The following is a 19,840-nucleotide window of genomic DNA, read 5'->3' as shown; positions in this document are numbered from 1 at the left end:
AAAAAATAAAACAAAATATTGATTTGTTTCTTAATAAACAAAAAAAGCGAAACCCGAAGGTCTCGCTTAATAATTTAAGTTGTAATTTAAATTTATGAAAAGTGAATGCAAATATAATCATTTTCTAAAAATAGAAAAAATCCTCAAAAAATTATTTCAAGTCTATAAAGTAATGCCAAAGTTCTATATTATCAGTTCCTTTAACCCTAGGGTGATTTGAAAAGTATTTCACAACTGATACAAGATTAGAATGTTTTAAAAGCTGCTCCTTTTCAATCCATGTTATTGTAGAATCGGAATTGTTATTAAATTTATCTGTTAACCATCCATTTACTTTCGTAAACCATTCATCTATTGTACGACTTTGTACGTAAGCAAACATGCCACATACTTTCAAATGTGATGAATGATGGCCTCGTTTAAAACGCTCAATCCCTCCTCGATTCCCATACACATACTGCTCATTACTTGAAGACTCTGAAAAACGTTTTGCTTCAAATTCCAAAAGAGGATAAGGCTTTCTCCCTCTAGTTAATACAAAAACGCCAATATCAGTCTCCTTCGTTGATTCCTCTTGAGTTGGATTTTTCCTAAAATCGTACGGAAAATAATCTAAATTATTTTCAATTTTACACAGTTGAAAGTGATGTACTAAGAAATCGCTAACCCTATTTTCACGATCTGAATCTTTTATATTTTTATAATAATTGGGAAATCCAGATACAAAATTGTCTACAAATAACAAAATCTGTTCTACCTCATGATTATCCGGTACAGACAAATCATTTGACAAAGGTAATTGATATGGAGATTGACTATTTCTAAGCATGTGGATAACGGGCTTTTACATAGTCTGCAAATACTTCATCAGCATCTCGTAGTGCAATTGAGGGTAACCAATATCGTAATTGCTTTGGCTTTACCAAAATAATACTATCCTTGCCATATACTTTCATTATTTTTTGAATATGTATCTCTTGCTGGTTAGTATTACTTTGAGGAATAGCTTCTTCTATATATTGTTCTAAATCTGAAATTTTCTCTTCTTCATAGTTAAATACATTCTCACCATACTCAAAATGCAAAACATAATAATCTCCGGCATCCAAAATTTTGTATAGTTGAAATTGATTATTATTTGAATAATAGATACTATTTAGCGTTTTACTAAACGTTACAGAAAAAGAATTGAGCTCAGTACTATTAACAATTTTCTCAGAATTAAATTTTGAAAATTGATATTTTAGGATATCCTCTATAATTACTTTTTCAACTTCTGAAGTTTTTAATAAGTTTAAATCTTCTGGAAATGGTAAATCCATAAAATCTTCAGTCATGGGTACTGAATGCCGACTTACCTTAATTTGACTACTTGTAGCGAGAATTATAAATCTTAAGAGTTGTCCAAACTCTTTAAAATAACTTTCTATTTCTAATAGTAAATTTTTGTCTTTTTGAGGAGCATGAATACTAATTATTTTATTCCTAAAGACAAGGTATTCATCTGATAAATGTGCAACTAATTTACTTTGTCCAATGTGTGCTCTAATTAATAAATGAGGAGGCGTAAAGATTAATTGATTTGTTTTTCTATGAAACTTTTTAACATCACAAAGGATTATCTCATCAGTATTTATTTTGTCTTCCTCTAAAGCGAATGCGGGCAAATAATTCTCGCCAGTTATATACTCAATTATTTTTCCGCTTTTATTTTCAATAAATCCTTCTCCTCTTACCCATCCTTGACCTCTCAAAGATTCAATGAACTGCCCTAAAGTTCTACTATTAGATAACCTTTGTAAAAGGTTAACTATTCGACCTCCTCCTAATAGATTAGCTTTCCAAATAAAAAGATTATCCATTATCTCTTCTTTAGTGATAAAATGAAAATCATAATGATCGAACTCTAAAAATAACCTATTGGTATTCGAAAAAGTACGATTAGCAATTAAGTGCAACACAGGTTCAGAATCTGGCACAAGTTTTTGAATAAAAACAGCTGCTGTGGGAACATTTTTCCCACTCCATAACTTATCGGAGAGTTTTGTAAAATCTATTACTTGTAAAAGATTATACATAGAGAATAACTCACACCTGAAAACTTTATCCTTCTGATATAAGATTGGAACCGAAGGTTGAATCATTGATAATACCCCTTCCGCTTTTAACAATTTCATCGATTGTACCAAAAAATGAAGTGCTGGGTTTTCATCCGGAATAATTATGTCGCTCTTGTATCCTATTTTTTGATTTAAATCTTTAAAGTACTTCTTTCTACTTGGTTCCTTCCCATCTACTTCAGCTAAATTAAAGGGAGGATTTCCAATCACTAAAGAAAAATCATTTGGAGCATTATTAGTTATAAACTCAAAAAAGTCTTTAGTTACAACATTTCCACTCATGTCAGGAAATTTTAGTTTACCCCATGTTGGAGGATCTAAATTTACCTCGTCCAAAATAGCTAACGCCAAACTAAAAATGGATAATCGTATAGCGTCTTGTTGAATATCTACTCCATGTATGCTTTTTAACAATAAATCTTTTAATACCGGAAGAGATGGCTTTTCTAATTTCCCTGTTTTTTGCCACTGTTCGTATCTCCACCATTGAACGATACGCTTGTAAGCTTTTACTAAAAAAATGCCTGAACCACAACTTACGTCGATTATTTTAAAATTCTTTTGAGGAACTTTAAGTGGCATACACTCATCAACAAGAGTCGATACAATCATCTCTGGTGTATAAACAATGTCTTTACTATTAGTAAGTAATTCTTCATATACAGAACTGATTACTTCAACCGGGAGATGAGAAAACGAATAAAGTCTCCACAGGACCAGTTGACCGTTGTTATTATTTCCATCTAAATAATCTGCTAATCTTTGTACTTCAACCTTTTGAATGGCTTCTCTAGCATCCGATTCATCCCTTTTATGCCATTCAAATATTTTTCCATTAAAATCTTCTGCTAATTTATCTAATAAAAGTAGCAATTTACCTTTGCGAATGGCATCACAAAAATCAGTACATTGAAAATTATTTTTGAAGTAGGTTCCTGCAAAATAACCGCTTTTAGAATCTTCATCACGCTCTTCCAGATACTTAATCAATAAACTTTGTACCAAAAGTTTTAACGCAACATGTTTATCTAAATTGGATTCCTTCTGGAAACCTTCATATACATTCTTAAGTCCTCGAATCAAATCTCGAGTAGCTGACTGATCAAATTGAAAGCGTTTTTTATTAACCTCTTCTTCCCAAAACAAACCGTCATCAAAACTTTGTGCATTAAACGATTTTAATGCTTCACCTGTCTTTGTGATAATTTGCTCTGCATAATGTTCTTTATCTTCGTTAGGTTTTTCTCTCGCATCGAATACACTGACAGTAGATTTTTCTATAATAATATAAGCAGGAACTTGATAACCGTTCCACATGTTTCTATGGATGCGGTTTCTATCCTCTGTTGTTAATGTTTTGTTTGTATAATCAAAGATGTACAACTGAGCAACAGCAGCTCTCCCGTCTTGAAAGTAACGAAAATAAACAGCGTCTGCTTCAAATTTAATTTTTGCCGTTTCCAATGCAAATAGTATATCCGGACTAGATATTGTCTGCGAAAGGTTCTCGTAACTTTCTGTTAACAATACGCCGCTTCTACCTTTGTCTGTAATAAAGGTGAAATTAAGTTCTTGAATATTGTTTTCAAAAACTGTTGTTGCCATTTAATTAATCGGTTTATTTTTGTGTAAATATAGGGATTTAAAAAATAGATTCATTCTATATAAGTTGGTTTCAAAAGTTAAAATCAAGGGACTTTTTTCAATTAATTATAGAAAAAAGCTTTAATGGTTGTTTATAAATACTTATTATAAACACATACGAAAACCAAAATATTCTATATCTCATATTTGTAAATCGTCAGCAAAAAGTGTACTGATTTGAATCTCTAGGCGTATTGTTAAATAATCTATATATTTGATAGACAATTATAAAAATTTAAAATATTACGTAAATGAAAGGTGTTATTATAAAATATTTCTCTGATAGAGGTTATGGCTATATTCTTGGCGAGGATGACAATAGTTACTATTTCCATATTTCAAAATTCAAAAACAGAAATGAATTCAAGGAAAACTTTCAGGAATACTATCGCCACCGTTTCGACGATACTTGTTACCAAATAAATTTTCTTCCAAGCACAAGTGACCAAGGTCTATGTGCCATAAATATTAATCTTACGGATGAGAAAATAAATGATAGGGAAAGCAAAGAAATATTTGATGCAAAAATCGCAGAAATAAAGAATGAGATTCATACTGTATCAAGAACGGTTTCGGGAATAAAAAAAGGAGAAAGTGCACCGATTTTTGCCACAGCAGGTGGAAATGGAACATACCGCTTGGGATACCCTGAAACCTTCAGAAATTTGTATTTATACTTTTCAAGAGAAGATAAGCAAGGCTGGGGTTTGATTGAAGTTCGTGATTTATTTTTAGAAGTGAACGAAAGGTCAAAAATAACAACTAAATCAATCGAATCATTAAAGGGAAATCTATTAAACAAAACCATTCAGATTACATCTAATGGCAAAGAATGGGTTCTTGTGGATGAGAAAGTATTAAAAATATAATACAGCACACTAAAATGGATATTGAAAACTACTATAAGAGCCTTGAACGTCTCGCAGTTAAAATTAACGATTCTGGCGTAGCCACACATGATTTTTTAAACAGCGAATTAAACAATGGCAATAAGGATATTAAGGATTTGTTGGACTTTAGAATTGATTTTATTGATGAGAGAGAAATCGAAATGGTCAGCGGTTATCTGATAATAGGTAATTTTCTAAACTTTAATGGAATGGAAAGGATTACCTGTTTCATGATGACATTTGAAATTGATGAAATAAAATCCAAACTGAGTTGGAAAAGAAGATGTGAAATTTATGAAATGTCACAACCGTTATTCCAAAAAGAGCCTAGCTTATTTGATGCAATCAGAAGAAAAGAAAACGGAGTTCAAGATTTTGAGCTGATTAAAAGTGATGCTTTTAGTCAGATAAATAATTCTGAAATTTTAAGGATAAATAATTCTTTTACACTTATTGATTCCGAATTGAATCCATTATTATACACTTGGACTAAGGCAAACTTTACAGACAAGCCTTTGTACATAAGAGCCAATCCATATAAGGCTTATGATGATATTCCACCCCAAAGAATGTTTGAATCCATCTCAATGCCTGCAAACCCAAATTGGTGGAGGAACTTATCAATATATAATCGTAACAAAGAAGGTGCTTGCTATATTTTAGATGACTGTTCGCCAAAAGAAAATTACAGACAATATTGGGAGTTACATATCAAAAAGATTTTAAGGCTCGAGGTTATTGTGAAAAGGAATAATAATGGTAATCTCTCTATGATGATAGAAGAAATTACAGCAATCAACAACTATGGACTAAGATTCGGAAGAATGATTCATTTAGATACTGATAGTCCGTATGGAACCGATTTTGAAAACGCTACTCTAAACCATTTGGATTTAGCAATAAACGTCTATGAGGGAGAAAATGCTGTAAGCAGAGGAAATGATAATCTGGCTTCGGGGGATAAAACAACCGATGCATCATTCAGGACACATTTATTGAGAATTGAAAATATTCCGTTCAAGGCTTTATTTGGATTTGTAACTTCATTTCTTAAATCGCAAACACTCATTAATCTGTGGTTGGAAGATCAATTTCAAATGCCTCCTATTGAGAGCGAATAATTAAAATTACGACACCACTATGGGAAAAACATATTTATTGAAAAAAGAAGATTTTAATTATGATGAAGAATTAAAAAATGAATTCATTTTAAAAGAAACGCTGACTAATGATGAAGCCAAAGGATTAATAGAACTTCAAACAAAAGTATCATCTGAAATAAGTGAGGAAATAACCATTTTAACCGAATCAGCATTGACGACTAAAAGCCCATATTCATTCCCTGGACTCATATACTGTTTAGTGAAATTTGAAAATAAATGCATCGGATATGGTTACGGCTATATTGATGATGACAAAAAAACATTTTACATTTATACAATTGGTGTGGATTCAGAACATAGGGGTAAAAAAATAGGAACTGAAATTAAATTAAAACTAATTCGACACGCATTCGAAAACCCAAAAATTGAATATGTAAAAGCAATTACCCAAGATGACAATGAAAAGACAATTCATATAAATACAAAACTCGGATTTAAAGATTCTCTGTAATGAAATTAGAAAGTACTTTATTAGAAACCCTTTTACAGAAGCAAGATTACAGAAAATCATTTGCTACCATAGTGGATAATTTTGAGGAGAAACTTGCCAATTTTGATCCTGTAAACAACTGTGTCGAAATCGAAAAGCACTTTAGTACCGGCAATGGATTGGCTTCTATTAGAAAAAAACTTTTAACAGACAACGTTTTCAAATCCGAAGACATCTATACTTACAAAACCAAAGGCGGAAAAAACAAAACCGATGTAAAAGGACTGTATGTTTTCGTTCATGGAAGCGAACCAATTTATGTTGGGATATCAAGAGGGATAATCCATAGGACATTACAGCACTTAAGAGGCAAAAGTCATAACACATCTACATTGGCTTATAATATAGGTTTGATTAGACATCAAATTTTAAATGGCGAAGAATACACTGGAAGGCGTAAAGAATTTGATTTTAATAATAATGTTACCCCTGCGAAAGATTTCCTGTTTAAACAAAAAATAGCTTTCCTGCCAATTGAAAACAGTGAAGAATTATATCTGTTTGAAATATTTTGTGCTATGAAACTCGGATGTTGGTTAAATAAATTTGAAACTCATTAAAATTATTTGAATGAAATTTTTATATTTGTGGCAGGTTTTTTTGGTAAGCCTGCTCGTTCGTGCGAAGATTTCATCAACCAATAACTAGATAATATAACCTTCAGAGCTTATTATCCGACCAAAGAATACGAACGCAAAATCTCAGGGTAATAATCTTTGAAATAAAAGGATTATATTATGAATACTATTGATTACTTCAAACTTCAAGCAAAAAATCTACACAAAGATTTTAAAACGAAAACTCCTGTTTTAGACAAAACAGCTACTGCTTTTCTTTACGAATACACACCAAAGTATTTCGACATAGAAATGGTTATTGCGGACTTTGACATTGACGAAGAAAATTTCAGTCTTATGAATGCACAGCACGTCATTGCAAAAATTGCAAACTTTGATAAATGGGCATCGCTATTAAAAGCACCACCATCAGAATTGGAGCTTGCAAAATTATTGTATGACAATCAAAATAGAATTGACCTTGTAGGATGGCAATTTTACATTGCCGAAGCACAGTCTATGAATGAAGATGAACTCGATGCAGAAATTCAAGTGGATATATTTAAACAGGTTGTTATCGAAGAAAACATCTTTGATTATATGGAAATAGAAAGCTATCTATTGAAGCACAAGGATTAAGGATTTCCAAAACGATGTACAACCATCCGACTTTGAAATTAGGTTTCTAAAATAGTAAAATCTCTTGCTTTCTTCTTCATTTTGGTTATGCTGACCCAAATTTCAGTATAACTGAAAGCAAGATTATTTTTGATTAACTTTGTATAAATCAACCTTATCATGAGCAAAGAAAAAGCAATTGAAAAATTACAGTCGATGGCGGATGAGCCGTAGTGTCTTTCGTTTTTTGTGTCAATCAATTATTTATTAGAACAAGCATTCCAACATCTGTTCTGACAATCATGCCAACATTTCATTTCTTGACTTTCTCTAGTCATTTCTTCCCCAAATGTTTGGGCGTATAGTTCCTTTGTCTTGTAAAACGCATTTTCTAAGTCTTTAGCATCTTCTTCTCCCCGCATTCCAAAATATGGGAAATGATGTAAATAATGTCCGAAAATAGTCTCGCAATCTTTGTGATACGCCCTTGTGTCAAGAATATGATAATGCCAAAATTTATCTTGAATTTTATTGGGCACAATTCCTTTACCAAAAATCAAACATAAATTCAAGTATCGTTTGTATTCAACTTCTGCACTTTCGCATTGCTCGGGTGTCCAATTTTCTCCTTCTTCGGGTTCGCGGAGCTTCATTTTAATCATCTCAAAATCAAGTACTGCAATTTTAGAGTCAATGTTTTTATCGTTAATTAAGTAGGATATTCTTTCCTTACTAATTGGTTCGGGATACATAAGTGTTGCTTGTTCCATTTTTTGATTGTTTTATAATTTATAAATTTTTATTTGATTCCACTATCCAATACCTCTTTAGAAAACGATTTTTGCTTCCTTCTATCGCTTTTCTTCCGTGAAAAACTCTATGGTTGTCTACAATCAAAATATCTCCCTCTTGCAATTTGATTTCTGTAGCATCCGTTTCCTTTATAATTTTTTGAAATTCCCTTAAAGCTACATTACTTCTATCCTCATCTTTAACAAGCCAAAAAGAGTAGTAGAACTTTTTCTTACCCTTTTCATCTAAGGCGACTAATGGATAATATTCTTGATCGTCCGGGAATACTTTATGTTCAAAGAGATTAATTTTTTTTAGTTCTTCCTGAAATTCTAGTGATAATTTCGAATACACTTTTTCGGCATCAATGATGATGCTTTCCCCGCCTTTGTCTGTTTGTTTATAACAATACCATAAAATATATTTTGCCTTATGGTGATCTGTATGATAATCCAAGCCTAGGGCTGTGGTTACCATACCTTTGCTTTCGGTCTTTACAACCACATCTGTAGTCATGATGACATCGCCAAGGGAATTAATCACACTTTGTAGCTGTTCTTGGCTTTGGTTTGTCAAATGAATAAAGCCATTTTTACTGAGTTCTGTTTTCATTTTATAGACTTTATAACCGTTTATTTTTTGGCAATGTTACTATAACACCATGAGAAAGTAAAACCTTCTCTAAAAACAAAGAAAGCGAAACTTTCAAGTCTCGCTTCCAATGATTATTAACAATAATATTTTATTTTGAAAAAATTTAGTCAAATTTAAAAGTAATTTTTGAAAACTCAAAATAAAATTAATTGTAGTATCTAAAAAAATGGCAAGTAAAATTTTAAGTTACTTGGAATAATTAAAGAATTAAATCAAATTTAAAATTACTAATTGAAGAAATTTTAATTGGGCTTTGTTCAATAGTTGGTATTTTTTTATTCTGATTGAGAATCGCCTGTGCCACATCAATAAATGACTGATAAGACATATTATACATTATACCTCTGGCTCCGTCATAGCTACAATTAATACCTCCCATTACTTGACCTATAGTAAGAGCTCTTTCGATTTCACTTTTATCAGATTTCATAAAAGATTCTAAACCATCAAAACCAAGTTCATTAATTATTCCAGCTGTACACCAATCACCAGCTCCAGCTGTATCTTTAATGTCCTCAAATTTAAATGAAGGTATAGTTTTCCAATAAGGATTTTTGTCTGATTTCAATCTATAGCGTAAACCATCTTTCCCTAAAGTTTCAATTTCAAGTTGAGCAATTGGTACAGGAAATAAGTCAGAATAATTTTTTATTCTATCGCTTGAAAATTTAATAATATGAGGTATATCCAAACATTCAACAAATTGTTTGTCGTCTTTAATTGAAGATGGCTCAAAAACAATTAAAGCTCCCTTTGATTTATAATATTTTGCCAAATTGATTGTTGATCTAGAAACTCTATCAAAATAAAAAACTTTACACTCTGATTGTAAAGAAATTAATTCATTTACTGCTGAGGCCAATACCGGTCTATACATAGGTAACCAAGCATTAGTATCTGGGACTCTAAACTCAAATTTATGCTTAGGATTTCCTTCCTTATCTTTCAAAATACGATGGATAATTATTGGAGTTGTGCCGTCTTTTGATGTTGTTATGAGGGAAGTATTGACCTCGATATTTAAAAAGTCATCGAAAAGCTTCTCAGATGCATTATTATCCGCTAGTCTAGCAATTGGCATCGAGTCCCATCCTAAAAATGCTAGTATCGATAGCACGTTTCCACAAGAACCTCCTGCACATAATTTAGCCGGAGTAGATGGACTACCATTAACAATTACATCTAATGCCACAAGACCACTTCCTACACAAGTAGCCTCTCTTTTTTGTATTTTTTTTATGCTAATCATTGTATGGTTCTCCAGTTAGCCAAGTTACAAAAAGTTCACTTTCTAACTTGATTTTTTTTACTTCATTTTTATCAACATAGTCATACCCCTGAGAATCAACATTTAATACCCCAATATCATCTCTGTTTTCATAAGCCGCTAATAAGGTGCCGATAGATAGTAGTTTACTAGAAAAATTAGATAACGCTGCCTTACAACCTTTTATTATTTCAAGCGATTTTTTATAATTTTTAATAGCATTACTTAACTGAATGTAGGCTTCAAATGGATTCCTCTCAGAAATATACATAATATTTTGAGGTTCTATTCCAAGTTCATCAAATAATAATTCGTGATATTCTATCAATATAGAATCAGAACGCCTCGGGTCTTTAGATGGAAAAGGAAAAGTTGGGCAAATTTCATACAATCTATTTTTCGTCTCTGTAATCTTTCCAAATGCTTTTCTAACGTGTGATAATTTCTCTTCTCCGAGAATGGGAAACCAAACTAAAGGCTTATCAATTTCAGAAGTTATCTCAATTCCTCCACCAAAACCATGTAAAAAATTTACATCTCCTTCTGTTACTTTTTCTTTTGTTAACTCATCTATTTTTGCATTCTCAGATATACAAACAAATAAATTTTGAGTGTTATCCGAATATTTATCTATTAATGTAAGTAGCTTTCCTATTAAAGAAAAGTAAACACCTCTGGGAAGTGCACTAATATCAACAATTATATCTGTGTAATTCTTAATCTCTTCGTATCCTTCAATTAAGTTCGATGCTTCTCTATCGCCAATTTTTACTTTCTTCTTTCCTTTGGAACTCCACAATTTTAACTCCTTTTTTATAATTTTTTGATTGACAAGAAGAGAATTGATTTCATCGATATTCTCATCTACTAAATCTTGAAGTTTATGAGAACTTGAGTCCTTGCCTTCATCAAGTCCAATTAATAAACAATCCAAGTCTATATTTGGACAAATTTCAATTAAACTTTGAATTCCTAAATTCATTCTGACATCAAATCCTTTTCCTAGTATAAACAACACTTTCTTGTTGCTACCATAAAAATGATTACGCCATAATTCTTTGACACTCTCATCTTGCAATAAAACATAAGGATTCCATCTGTTTTCTTCCATTATTTTAACCATTTAGTTAATTCATCAGGCGACTTATGTCTCCATCCCCCATAAGATAAAGGCAGATCAAATAAAATGCACAACCATCTATTAAGATAATATACATCCCATGATTGATCTTTTTTTCCTTGATTTGTAGATTGAACTTCCAGCAAGTTATATGCAACGCATGTTGATAAAACATTTATTAATGATTCATATACTAAATCGTCAGTCCAATGCTCAGTATTATTAATTAATTTGGGCTCTTTATTAGGTTTTATTGCGAAACCATTCACTCCTGGAGAATATGGGGCATTTGGCTTAAATGTTTCCTTCTTAGAAAATTCGCCAATTGCGGTTAAGAAATTAATTACTTGTTCTTGAAAAGGAATTATTCTTCTTAATTCTTTCCATTTTTGAGTAGCTATTTCTTTTAAGACATCATGTTGTTCAGCATCTGTTAACACTAAATCTTCTCCTGATATTTTCTTTGAAATCATTTCTTCAAACAGTCCTCCTGAGAAGGTTAAAAACTGTTCAATATTTGATGAGGAAGATTTTGCTAGTGTATTGAAACCAAAATAGTAGGGTAATTTCATTTTTGTAGATAAAAACAAATTTGCTGCAACACCAACATCATGACTATTTTTATGTTTCAACTCTTCGACGGTAAGCGGAAATTCAAAACTTAGCTGTTGCTTGCCAATATTTCTATGTATAAGAATCTCCAATTCACTGACTGCCTGAGCTCTTTCAAAATCACTAATCTGTAAATTCGTAATATAATCTATCCACTCATCAAATTTATTTGAATATGTAGAAATTTGATTAAAGTACTCTAGTTTGGAACTTGTAAAATTTTTCAAACTTTCCTTATTTCTCTCTTCATTAAAATTATCTGACAGATAATTTTGAAATGAAGAAACATCCTCTGTAGAAATATTTGCTCTTTTTTCAGAAATACTTCTTACAATTTTTTCAAATTTAGCTGGATGTTTCCTCCAAAAATCTTCAAGATTTATTTCATTATAATCTCTTTCCAAGCTAGACCCTAAGTTCTCTATCGATTCCAAAGCTTCTAATCTTTCTGATATCCAAATTGTAAAATCCCCCCTTTTCTCAGCTAAATATTTTTTTAGTCTTTTTCTTTGATCAGTTGATAATTTATGAGCATCATCCAACACAAATAAGATTTTTGTGCAAATAGGGGTAGCATTATAAAGAATATTAGATGGGGTTAAGGTAATAAGTGAAAATAATTCGTCGTGTCCCTCTATTTCATTATCCTCTAAAGGCAAAAAACTATCGATTGCTTTATATATATTTCTTTCAATCGTAGAAGCCCAATCGTATAATTCTTTCCCAGTGCATGGCAGATTTAATGACTTGAAAAAATTATCTGAATTATTGTAATTAAATACAATCTCTTCTAAATCTTCCGGAAATCTTTTGTTTATCATTACACAGGCACTTCTCAAAGTTGCAATAGCAATTCTTGAATTTAATAATGAAAAAAAGAGTCTTGATTTCTGTGCAGGACTGATATTTAACTCTTCTAAAATTTCATAATTTCTTGTACATTGCATGGAAACACTAAGTACTTCAATCTTATCATTATTAATCACATCTATCCTTTTCAGGGAGTTGAATAACTCCTTGAAATCTGGTGATGATTTACTATTGATAAGAATTTTTAACGTCGATGGTTCAAAAACTCTTATTAATGAAGATTTTCCTGCACCCGGTGAACTATGTATATACAATACATTATCCCACAATTTTCCGGATTGAAATTTCTCATTTAAAGATTCTAAAACTAAAGGGCTAAATAATCGTAAAAAACCGGCTTCTGAATCAATTTTTTCAGAAGCTCTTATTTTAAAAGGATTTCTCAGTTTATTACTCATAATTATTTGTGACGTGTAACTCTTGGGAATAGACCAATGAATTTTTTATCGCTTGATACCCACCATAATAGTGGCATCGAATTATTTGGAGTGTTGTGAACAAGAATTAATGGTAACGCACACTCATTGTAACCTAAAAAGTAATTTTCGTATTTCGCTTTTTTAAAATGAACATCAATAATACTTTTATCAATATATTTTTTTGATAACTCAACAAATTCTTTGTCCTCTTCTACACTTATTTTTGAACCTCCTTCAATTTTTTGAACAACTTCAATTGTAAAATTAAAATTACTATTAAATTCTTCTTTCCAAGTATTTATTTCATTTCTTAGTTTATTGACAGACTCTTCTGTTGCAATGTAAAAAATAATATTTATGTCTACTATTTCTGTGTGGTCAATTAAACCATAGAGCTCTGCATCTTGATTATGCAATGCACTATTTATCACATTAAATATCTTCCCTTTTCTTTCACTGGATTCCTGTCTAAAATAACTAGTTCCACTAGCAGTAAAATCATCAATTAAAAAAACAGTATTGTAACTATCGGTTACATTACTTTTTTTTAATTCAGCCTTCATGTCTTCTACTTTTTCTTTTCCTATCTGATATGTTGGAATAACTTGCTCATTATTAAGTCCACTATAACGTCTTAATTGATCAATTCTTGAACCGTCACTTAACCCAATAAATAAACTTCGACGAGTTATGGTTTTATATTGATCACTAGAAATTATTTTTCTTACTAGAAAGGGATTAATATTTAGGACACCCGCACTTTTCCTAATCAAAAAAGGATTTATTTTATCACTAAATGTAATATTAACCAAATGTAACATCTGGTCATTAGATATAAAAATCAATCTGTTCTTAATGAAATTATATGCAATATCTTTCTCTTCTTTTGTCTCAAATTGATTAAGCCATTTAACCAATGATTCCACAAATCTAGTTCCAATTGAAAACTGTTGGTATTCATTATATTTAAAACTTGATAACGCCTGAATAAGAGGTCTTTCCTCGCTTATTTGGTTGGAACTCCAACCCATAATCTTAACTAGTAACTTTTCTGCGAGAGCTGTCCTCATATCAAATTTTCATTTTAAAAAAACCATAATCTAAAACCTGAAAAGCATCAAAATACTCTAAGGTAGTCTCAACACAGTTGTTTCCTAAAGAGGATAAATTCCAACACGTGTGAGGATCAGAAGAAACTTCATCTACACTTAAAGAAAATCTATTTGAAAGCAATTGAAAATCATTTCCTGGCCATTTTCCTCTGTCACCAATTGATAAAAAAGAAAACTCTTTTTCTTTGTCGTTCAACACCATTCTAATGTATTGAATAATCGAGTTTTTAGTTGTAAACGTAGAAATAATATCTATTGAATGGCTAGATTCTAAAATTTGAATTTCATTTGGATATAATCTTATTAAAATATCTTTCATGATACTCTTAACGATATGAGAATTTTTATTCTCCTTCACAATAACAGTCAATTGACCTTTTCTCAATTCTAAATCGACAAACTGGCCTACTAATTCTTCGTTTTTTAATACTCTTTCAATGTCATTAAAAAGCATTTGATCATTATCTTTTATAGGCAATAGATTATCATTAAGAGTACCAATTTGAGCACCATTGTAGTATCCTATATAAAATTTATCCCAATATTTTACATTAATTACTTTCTGCAAAGTTTCCCTTACTGATTTTCCACGTCCTGTTACAACCCCTACCGTAATACCATTATTTAAAAAGAACTCTAATTTATTAATAATTTCTTTTCTGGGGTTTAAATACCTTTCTTCAGTTGAACATAAAGTACCGTCATAATCCAGCAAAACTCCTTTAAATTTCGTTTTCTTTATATTTGAGACAAAAGTATTATAGGACTTAATCCATAAAGGTAAAAAAATCTCATTCGATATGTTATCTGTATCACCAAACTTTCTTCTAATAGCATTTTTTACTTTACTATTCAAAATATCTTTTTTGACAAACGTTTTTGAGTACTTAAGATGATACAACTTACTACCGTATGGAGGAACGCCGGGTTTTCCGGGATCAATCCCTTTAATTTTACCAACCTGATTTACCAAATAAAATGACTTGGAAAGCAAGTCCAAACTTGCATTTGACTCTGAATATTCAGAAATTATTCTTAAGATAGGAATTTCGCTAGGAATTAAATTAAGGGTCATATCTGCTAAAGCTTCATCTTCTTCTGTAATCAGTGCAACAATAGCTGACTGCTTTTTTTTCTTATCGAGCCAATTATGCCTCCCGTGACCAAAATTCCTGTAGTCCGTCAACAGCACATTACCTAGACCAGCTTCAGAAAATTTGGATTCTATATCTAATGCAACCGGTTTACTCCAACCGCTGTAAAGTACTGTTACAGTAAAGTCGCTATGTAAAGACAAAGAAAATAATCTAACTTCTTCTAAGAATTCATCAGAAGGGATTAAGGTTTCAATATTTCTATTATTATCAAAAAATCTAGCGATAATTGTAAAATAAGCTATCGTAGAATTTGTTGCTAAAAAACCATCTTTACCAACTGGATTATCTAATTCAATTGTTTTAGAAATTGAATAATTTGAGCTTTTATTGCTTAAAAGCGAGCCTTTCTTCATGCAAAAACTGACAATATTTGAAGGTTCTTGCTTCAAAGCAGTATCAAATGCAAATAAAATATCTGTATTTTTTCCACTAGCACTAATAAAAAAAACACTTGTTTTTTTATCGATAGAGTTTTTAACATATTGAAGCTCTAAGGGGGTAATATAATTTGCTGTTCTTCCGTTTTTCTGTTGCAGCATAGAAAACAAACAACAACTACAAGTAGACCCCCCAGAGCCAACAACTAAAAGAGATTTATCATGTAAAATGTCTTTTATAAAATCCATTTCTTCAACAGGAACTTTTAATGCCCATTGATAAGTATAATCAATCTTTTTTAATTCCTCTTCGAAAGGTTTTCCCATCACAGTATTTATTAAATATATCCCTGAAATTAAATTATAATTCTACTAACTATGGTAGAATAGTTACAAATGTATCAATTCTTAAACTAAGAAACAATCAAGTAGATGTTGCTACAATTAAAAAAGTATATTGCTCTTTAAAGAGAGTAGTTCACTGCTCAAAATGTATTTATAAAGAACCCCCCTAAAGTATTATGAATTATGTATTATTTCTTTATCAATTCAAGTAAACTATAAAATCTCTTGCTAAAAAAATTTAAAAAGATATACTAACTTTAATTTATAATTTTCCCTTATTCAAATGTCCACAAAAACATTACCTGTAACCTTATCAATCAGAAAATGAATCAATTTTTTAACTAGTCCAAATGGAACAAAAACGGCTGTAGTATTCGATTTAAAAAACAATAGTATAAAGGAAATCATGGAGGATTTTTTTGATAGTTTAACCGCATTAGAAAGAATAAATGAGCCTACTGTTTCTTTGGATGAAGTTAAAAAACAATATTTATCATGAAATAGAATCGCGTAATGTGACAGTATGCGATTGTCTTCAATAGAAAAGCTCAAAAAGAACTTGAAAAGCTTCCCTTTTCTACTAGAGTTAAGATTATTGCACAAATTGAAATTCTACAAGAAAATCCATTTCCAAATTGATGTAAAAAAATAAAAAACTTTTACTTGACCTGATTTGAAGGAACTTCTTTATATAGGCTTAGAGTTGGAAACTACAGAGTAGTGTATTCGATTCAAAATAATGAACTCAAAATAGAAATTATCAGAATCAGCCACAGAAAAGATGTTTACAGCAATCATTAAATGTACAATATAATGAATTTAAAATAGAGGAGTTCTAGTAATCGCTCTATAGCTAGATTTTTCAATCCTTTATCTTCTCTTGCAATTGGTTAAATAAATCATATAAAAAATATAGTCTCATCAAATCGAGACTATAACTTTTTAAGTCATAAGTGAAGCTTTACAAAGCCCAGTGAAAAGCTATTTTTTTGCTTTCCACAATGTACCTTGTGCAAAGTAAAACATATTTAATAAAATTAGTCGCTTAACAATTGAAATCAAAACTAAAGATATTGAGTAACTATATAAATTCAAAATAAATCAATCTTGTTGCTTTTCAATCTAGTTCAGAAGAAATGATTTAGTAGTCATGAGTGTGTTATGAATTAATTTTTTCTTTCCATTTATTGTAAAAAATAACAGCAGCTTCTCCTTTAGGATGGCAGTCTTTATGAACAGTTAATCCGTTTTCTAAAGTTGTTTGTCCTCCTTTGTGATGTTCCTCAATATGATGAATTTCTAAATCATGCCATTTAACAGGTACATTACATACCGCACATAATTTACTATCTCTATAATATATAATCTCCCTTTCTAACTGCCCATAACCTCTTAAAGAATCTTTTATCACTGGCTTTAAGATAAAAAACATCTTCTCGTTAAAAAAAGCATGTCTAATTTGAATTGATTTCGCTTGAGATGATTGTGTTTGAGTTAAAGAACCGTACTTAAACCAATAATCTCCAGATTTAGATTTTTTACCTATTGCACTATTTGCCCTGAAATCATCAAAAGCTTTAACAAAGTTAATCTGCCAACCTTTAGCGTAATCATCTAAAAGACTATCTATCAACAAAACAATATGGATCGCCTCGTGTCCTTTCAATTTTGGTCCTTTGTAACCTTCAAATAGCTCCACTGCTAGATCCAATACTTTTGAAAATCTTTTTACTTCGACAGAGTTAATCTTAAACCCTAAGTTCCTATAATAAAAATTATCTAATGGTTCAGTACCAATATCTAGCCACTTCCCTTTGGTAGCACCTTCAAAAAAAAGCATACCAATTTGAGCACAAAGCTGTCGAACTTGTCCTCTGTCTGTATTTAAAATTTTAACGAAACGTTTAAAAAAATCATGTCCTGGGTATCTAGCAATTTCTTTTTTTCCTCCAAACTTTAAAACAAAATCAGTATAACCCCCAGGCCAAGCATCTCTTTTTTCCTGAGCATTTAATGGTAATCCTGCCTGAAGTCTTATAAAAAGATCTCTTACTTCGTCTTCATTATCTGTCAACACCTTAACAACAAATAACTTTGTTTGGTCAAATTTTTCTCTCAACTCATCTTCAAGACTGATATAATCACAGTGTGCCCAAGAACATGGTGTTTGATTGATAAACTTTGGAAATCTAGCAACTGCATCATCCTTGATTGGATCAAATAATTTAAATGCATTTTCTGCAAACAAAAAAAGTGCATTTATCCTTTGTTGACCATCTATAATCTCCAAATCTTCTCTTTGCATTCCGGCAATTTCTTTCTTTTTATAATGAAAATAAATTAAGGGCAAAGGATAGCCCCTAAGGACACTATCAATCAGCTTTTTTTGATGTGACTCTTTCCAAACAGAACCTCTTTGGTATTCAGGATTAACAACAATCATCCCATTACGTTTTAGTTCTAATAGCTTTTTTATACTTAAAATATCTCCTATTAATTCCATTATAATTACAGTCAGTTATGAAAAATTTAACTTTTGGTCTAAAACAAAAATAACAAAACTAAATTATTTAAAAATTTATAATCCGATTTTTTGACAATAGTTAATAGAAATTATCTTGAAATCCCACTCTGATTTAGATATACTAAAAAAGTAATTTTAAGTATATGGCATGAATACATTAGGCAATTGGTTGTATCAACCACAAGAAAAAGAGGGCTCGTATGAGTTCTCAGGAACATTGTACCTCACTGTTGGTGTTCAGCAAGGATTAAGTGAGCAAGAGATTTTTCTAATTTACCGCTTTATTAAACTGCTGGTTTTCGACAAAAATAATCTTGATTATTTACAGGTATTTGTTCACAAAGAAACAGGGCAAAAATTATTCTTTATCGACCAGCTCAATAAAGAAATGGTCAACTCAGGACACTACTCTTCTGAGGATAATTACTGTACTTTACTCTTTGCTCATGAATATTAACCAAAGTAAGTTTTCTTATTTTGGTTTTTTTTCGTTTATAAAAAAATCACTTTCTCCTCACTATTGGAAGAAAAAATGATTTTCTATTTAATTTGTATTCTTAATTTACAAACTCCTCACGGGTTTTTAATACAAAGGATTCGTAATCGATATTTTGTAATGAAAACACTTGGTTCTTGTAAGCTCTGAATAACATGATACTTCAATCGTTTCTTACTACCGGTGCTTCGCCTGCTCCATATTTTATAATTTCAAGTTGCGTAGAAACAGAATTATACTCTTTATACCATTGCGTATCATCCTCCGGTAAATAAGCCTTTAGTATCATACGAATTAATACCGCATTAAATTCTGCTTTGGTAATGGTATCAAAAGGTCTAAATTTTCCATCCTCTGATCACTTCATAAGCCCAAGCTGATATGCCTTTTTGATGTATGGCTTTAAAGTGGCATCTGCATATTCAACATCGCTGTAAGTTATTCTTAATGATGTGTCGGGTTTTCTACACAATACATTGATAGCAAAGTTTGAGAATATTTTTGATGCTTGCTCTCTCGTTAGATTTGAATACGGTTTAAATTCATCTACCTTGTTAAACATGGTCATCTCATGGTTGTATAAGAACGAAAGTGCTTTTTTAAACTCTAATGT

The 19,840-nt window shown here is 30.9% G+C and carries 17 protein-coding genes and 1 pseudogene; 7 read left to right on the top strand and 11 right to left on the bottom strand.

Annotation, left to right across the window (positions count from 1 at the left end):
- Positions 1 to 151: 151 nt before the first annotated feature.
- The gene (locus tag PHR76_RS07120) at positions 152 to 829 is read right to left on the bottom strand and encodes a hypothetical protein (protein ID WP_300060210.1); all 678 of its coding nucleotides are present in this window, start codon (positions 827 to 829) and stop codon (positions 152 to 154) included.
- On the bottom strand, positions 822 to 3,725 hold the full coding sequence (locus PHR76_RS07115) for an N-6 DNA methylase (RefSeq protein ID WP_300060207.1): 2,904 nt from the start codon (positions 3,723 to 3,725) through the stop codon (positions 822 to 824). The genes PHR76_RS07120 and PHR76_RS07115 overlap by 8 nt, the downstream gene beginning before the upstream one ends.
- A gap of 290 nt (positions 3,726 to 4,015) precedes the next feature.
- Between PHR76_RS07115 and PHR76_RS07110 the strand changes: the two genes are divergently transcribed.
- The 5 genes from PHR76_RS07110 (at position 4,016) to PHR76_RS07090 (ending at position 7,503) form a co-directional block, all read left to right on the top strand.
- Positions 4,016 to 4,633: a hypothetical protein gene (locus PHR76_RS07110; RefSeq protein ID WP_300060204.1), complete on the top strand. Its 618-nt coding sequence runs from the start codon at positions 4,016 to 4,018 to the stop codon at positions 4,631 to 4,633.
- Positions 4,634 to 4,647: 14 nt separating this feature from the next.
- Positions 4,648 to 5,775 carry a hypothetical protein gene (locus PHR76_RS07105; protein ID WP_300060201.1) on the top strand — a complete coding sequence of 376 codons (1,128 nt, stop codon included), beginning with the start codon at positions 4,648 to 4,650 and terminating at the stop codon, positions 5,773 to 5,775.
- Between the two features lie 19 nt (positions 5,776 to 5,794).
- Complete coding sequence (locus PHR76_RS07100) at positions 5,795 to 6,268, top strand: GNAT family N-acetyltransferase (protein WP_300060198.1); 474 nt, start codon at positions 5,795 to 5,797, stop codon at positions 6,266 to 6,268.
- Positions 6,268 to 6,867 carry a hypothetical protein gene (locus PHR76_RS07095; RefSeq protein ID WP_300060195.1) on the top strand — a complete coding sequence of 200 codons (600 nt, stop codon included), beginning with the start codon at positions 6,268 to 6,270 and terminating at the stop codon, positions 6,865 to 6,867. The genes PHR76_RS07100 and PHR76_RS07095 overlap by 1 nt, the downstream gene beginning before the upstream one ends.
- 177 nt (positions 6,868 to 7,044) lie before the next feature.
- The gene (locus tag PHR76_RS07090; protein ID WP_300060192.1) at positions 7,045 to 7,503 is read left to right on the top strand and encodes a hypothetical protein; all 459 of its coding nucleotides are present in this window, start codon (positions 7,045 to 7,047) and stop codon (positions 7,501 to 7,503) included.
- A 239-nt stretch (positions 7,504 to 7,742) separates the two neighbouring features.
- Here the strand turns inward: PHR76_RS07090 and PHR76_RS07085 are convergent, their stop codons facing one another.
- From PHR76_RS07085 to PHR76_RS07055, 7 genes are all read right to left on the bottom strand, one after another.
- Positions 7,743 to 8,252, bottom strand: a complete 510-nt coding sequence (locus PHR76_RS07085; protein ID WP_300060188.1) for a hypothetical protein — start codon at positions 8,250 to 8,252, stop codon at positions 7,743 to 7,745.
- 19 nt (positions 8,253 to 8,271) lie between these two features.
- Positions 8,272 to 8,886 carry a TauD/TfdA family dioxygenase gene (locus PHR76_RS07080; protein ID WP_300060185.1) on the bottom strand — a complete coding sequence of 205 codons (615 nt, stop codon included), beginning with the start codon at positions 8,884 to 8,886 and terminating at the stop codon, positions 8,272 to 8,274.
- A 241-nt stretch (positions 8,887 to 9,127) separates the two neighbouring features.
- Positions 9,128 to 10,177, bottom strand: a complete 1,050-nt coding sequence (locus PHR76_RS07075) for a carbohydrate kinase family protein (RefSeq protein ID WP_300060182.1) — start codon at positions 10,175 to 10,177, stop codon at positions 9,128 to 9,130.
- Positions 10,170 to 11,306: a hypothetical protein gene (locus PHR76_RS07070; RefSeq protein ID WP_300060179.1), complete on the bottom strand. Its 1,137-nt coding sequence runs from the start codon at positions 11,304 to 11,306 to the stop codon at positions 10,170 to 10,172. Before PHR76_RS07070 ends, PHR76_RS07075 begins: the two co-directional genes overlap by 8 nt.
- Positions 11,306 to 13,195: a hypothetical protein gene (locus PHR76_RS07065; protein ID WP_300060176.1), complete on the bottom strand. Its 1,890-nt coding sequence runs from the start codon at positions 13,193 to 13,195 to the stop codon at positions 11,306 to 11,308. The genes PHR76_RS07070 and PHR76_RS07065 overlap by 1 nt, the downstream gene beginning before the upstream one ends.
- Before the next feature lie 2 nt (positions 13,196 to 13,197).
- Positions 13,198 to 14,286 carry a hypothetical protein gene (locus PHR76_RS07060; RefSeq protein WP_300060173.1) on the bottom strand — a complete coding sequence of 363 codons (1,089 nt, stop codon included), beginning with the start codon at positions 14,284 to 14,286 and terminating at the stop codon, positions 13,198 to 13,200.
- Between the two features lies 1 nt (position 14,287).
- Complete coding sequence (locus tag PHR76_RS07055; RefSeq protein ID WP_300060169.1) at positions 14,288 to 16,189, bottom strand: HAD hydrolase family protein; 1,902 nt, start codon at positions 16,187 to 16,189, stop codon at positions 14,288 to 14,290.
- A gap of 714 nt (positions 16,190 to 16,903) precedes the next feature.
- On the opposite strand from PHR76_RS07055, the pseudogene PHR76_RS13170 reads away from it, so the two are divergent.
- Positions 16,904 to 17,008: pseudogene (locus PHR76_RS13170) on the top strand (type II toxin-antitoxin system RelE/ParE family toxin); the annotation flags it as partial.
- A 358-nt stretch (positions 17,009 to 17,366) separates the two neighbouring features.
- Here PHR76_RS13170 and PHR76_RS07050 read toward each other — a convergent pair.
- Positions 17,367 to 18,710 carry a DUF262 domain-containing protein gene (locus PHR76_RS07050; protein WP_300060166.1) on the bottom strand — a complete coding sequence of 448 codons (1,344 nt, stop codon included), beginning with the start codon at positions 18,708 to 18,710 and terminating at the stop codon, positions 17,367 to 17,369.
- A 169-nt stretch (positions 18,711 to 18,879) separates the two neighbouring features.
- On the opposite strand from PHR76_RS07050, the gene PHR76_RS07045 reads away from it, so the two are divergent.
- Positions 18,880 to 19,188 (top strand): hypothetical protein, encoded by a 309-nt coding sequence (locus PHR76_RS07045; RefSeq protein WP_300060163.1) that lies wholly within the window; start codon positions 18,880 to 18,882, stop codon positions 19,186 to 19,188.
- A 202-nt stretch (positions 19,189 to 19,390) separates the two neighbouring features.
- Here PHR76_RS07045 and PHR76_RS07040 read toward each other — a convergent pair whose 3' ends face one another.
- Positions 19,391 to 19,516 (bottom strand): hypothetical protein, encoded by a 126-nt coding sequence (locus PHR76_RS07040; RefSeq protein WP_300060160.1) that lies wholly within the window; start codon positions 19,514 to 19,516, stop codon positions 19,391 to 19,393.
- Positions 19,517 to 19,840: the final 324 nt, after the last annotated feature.

Source organism: Flavobacterium sp. (assembly GCF_028689845.1).
Classification (GTDB): domain Bacteria; phylum Bacteroidota; class Bacteroidia; order Flavobacteriales; family Flavobacteriaceae; genus Flavobacterium.
Note: the sequence above shows the minus strand (reverse complement) of the source record. Positions and strands in the feature narration are given on the sequence as shown.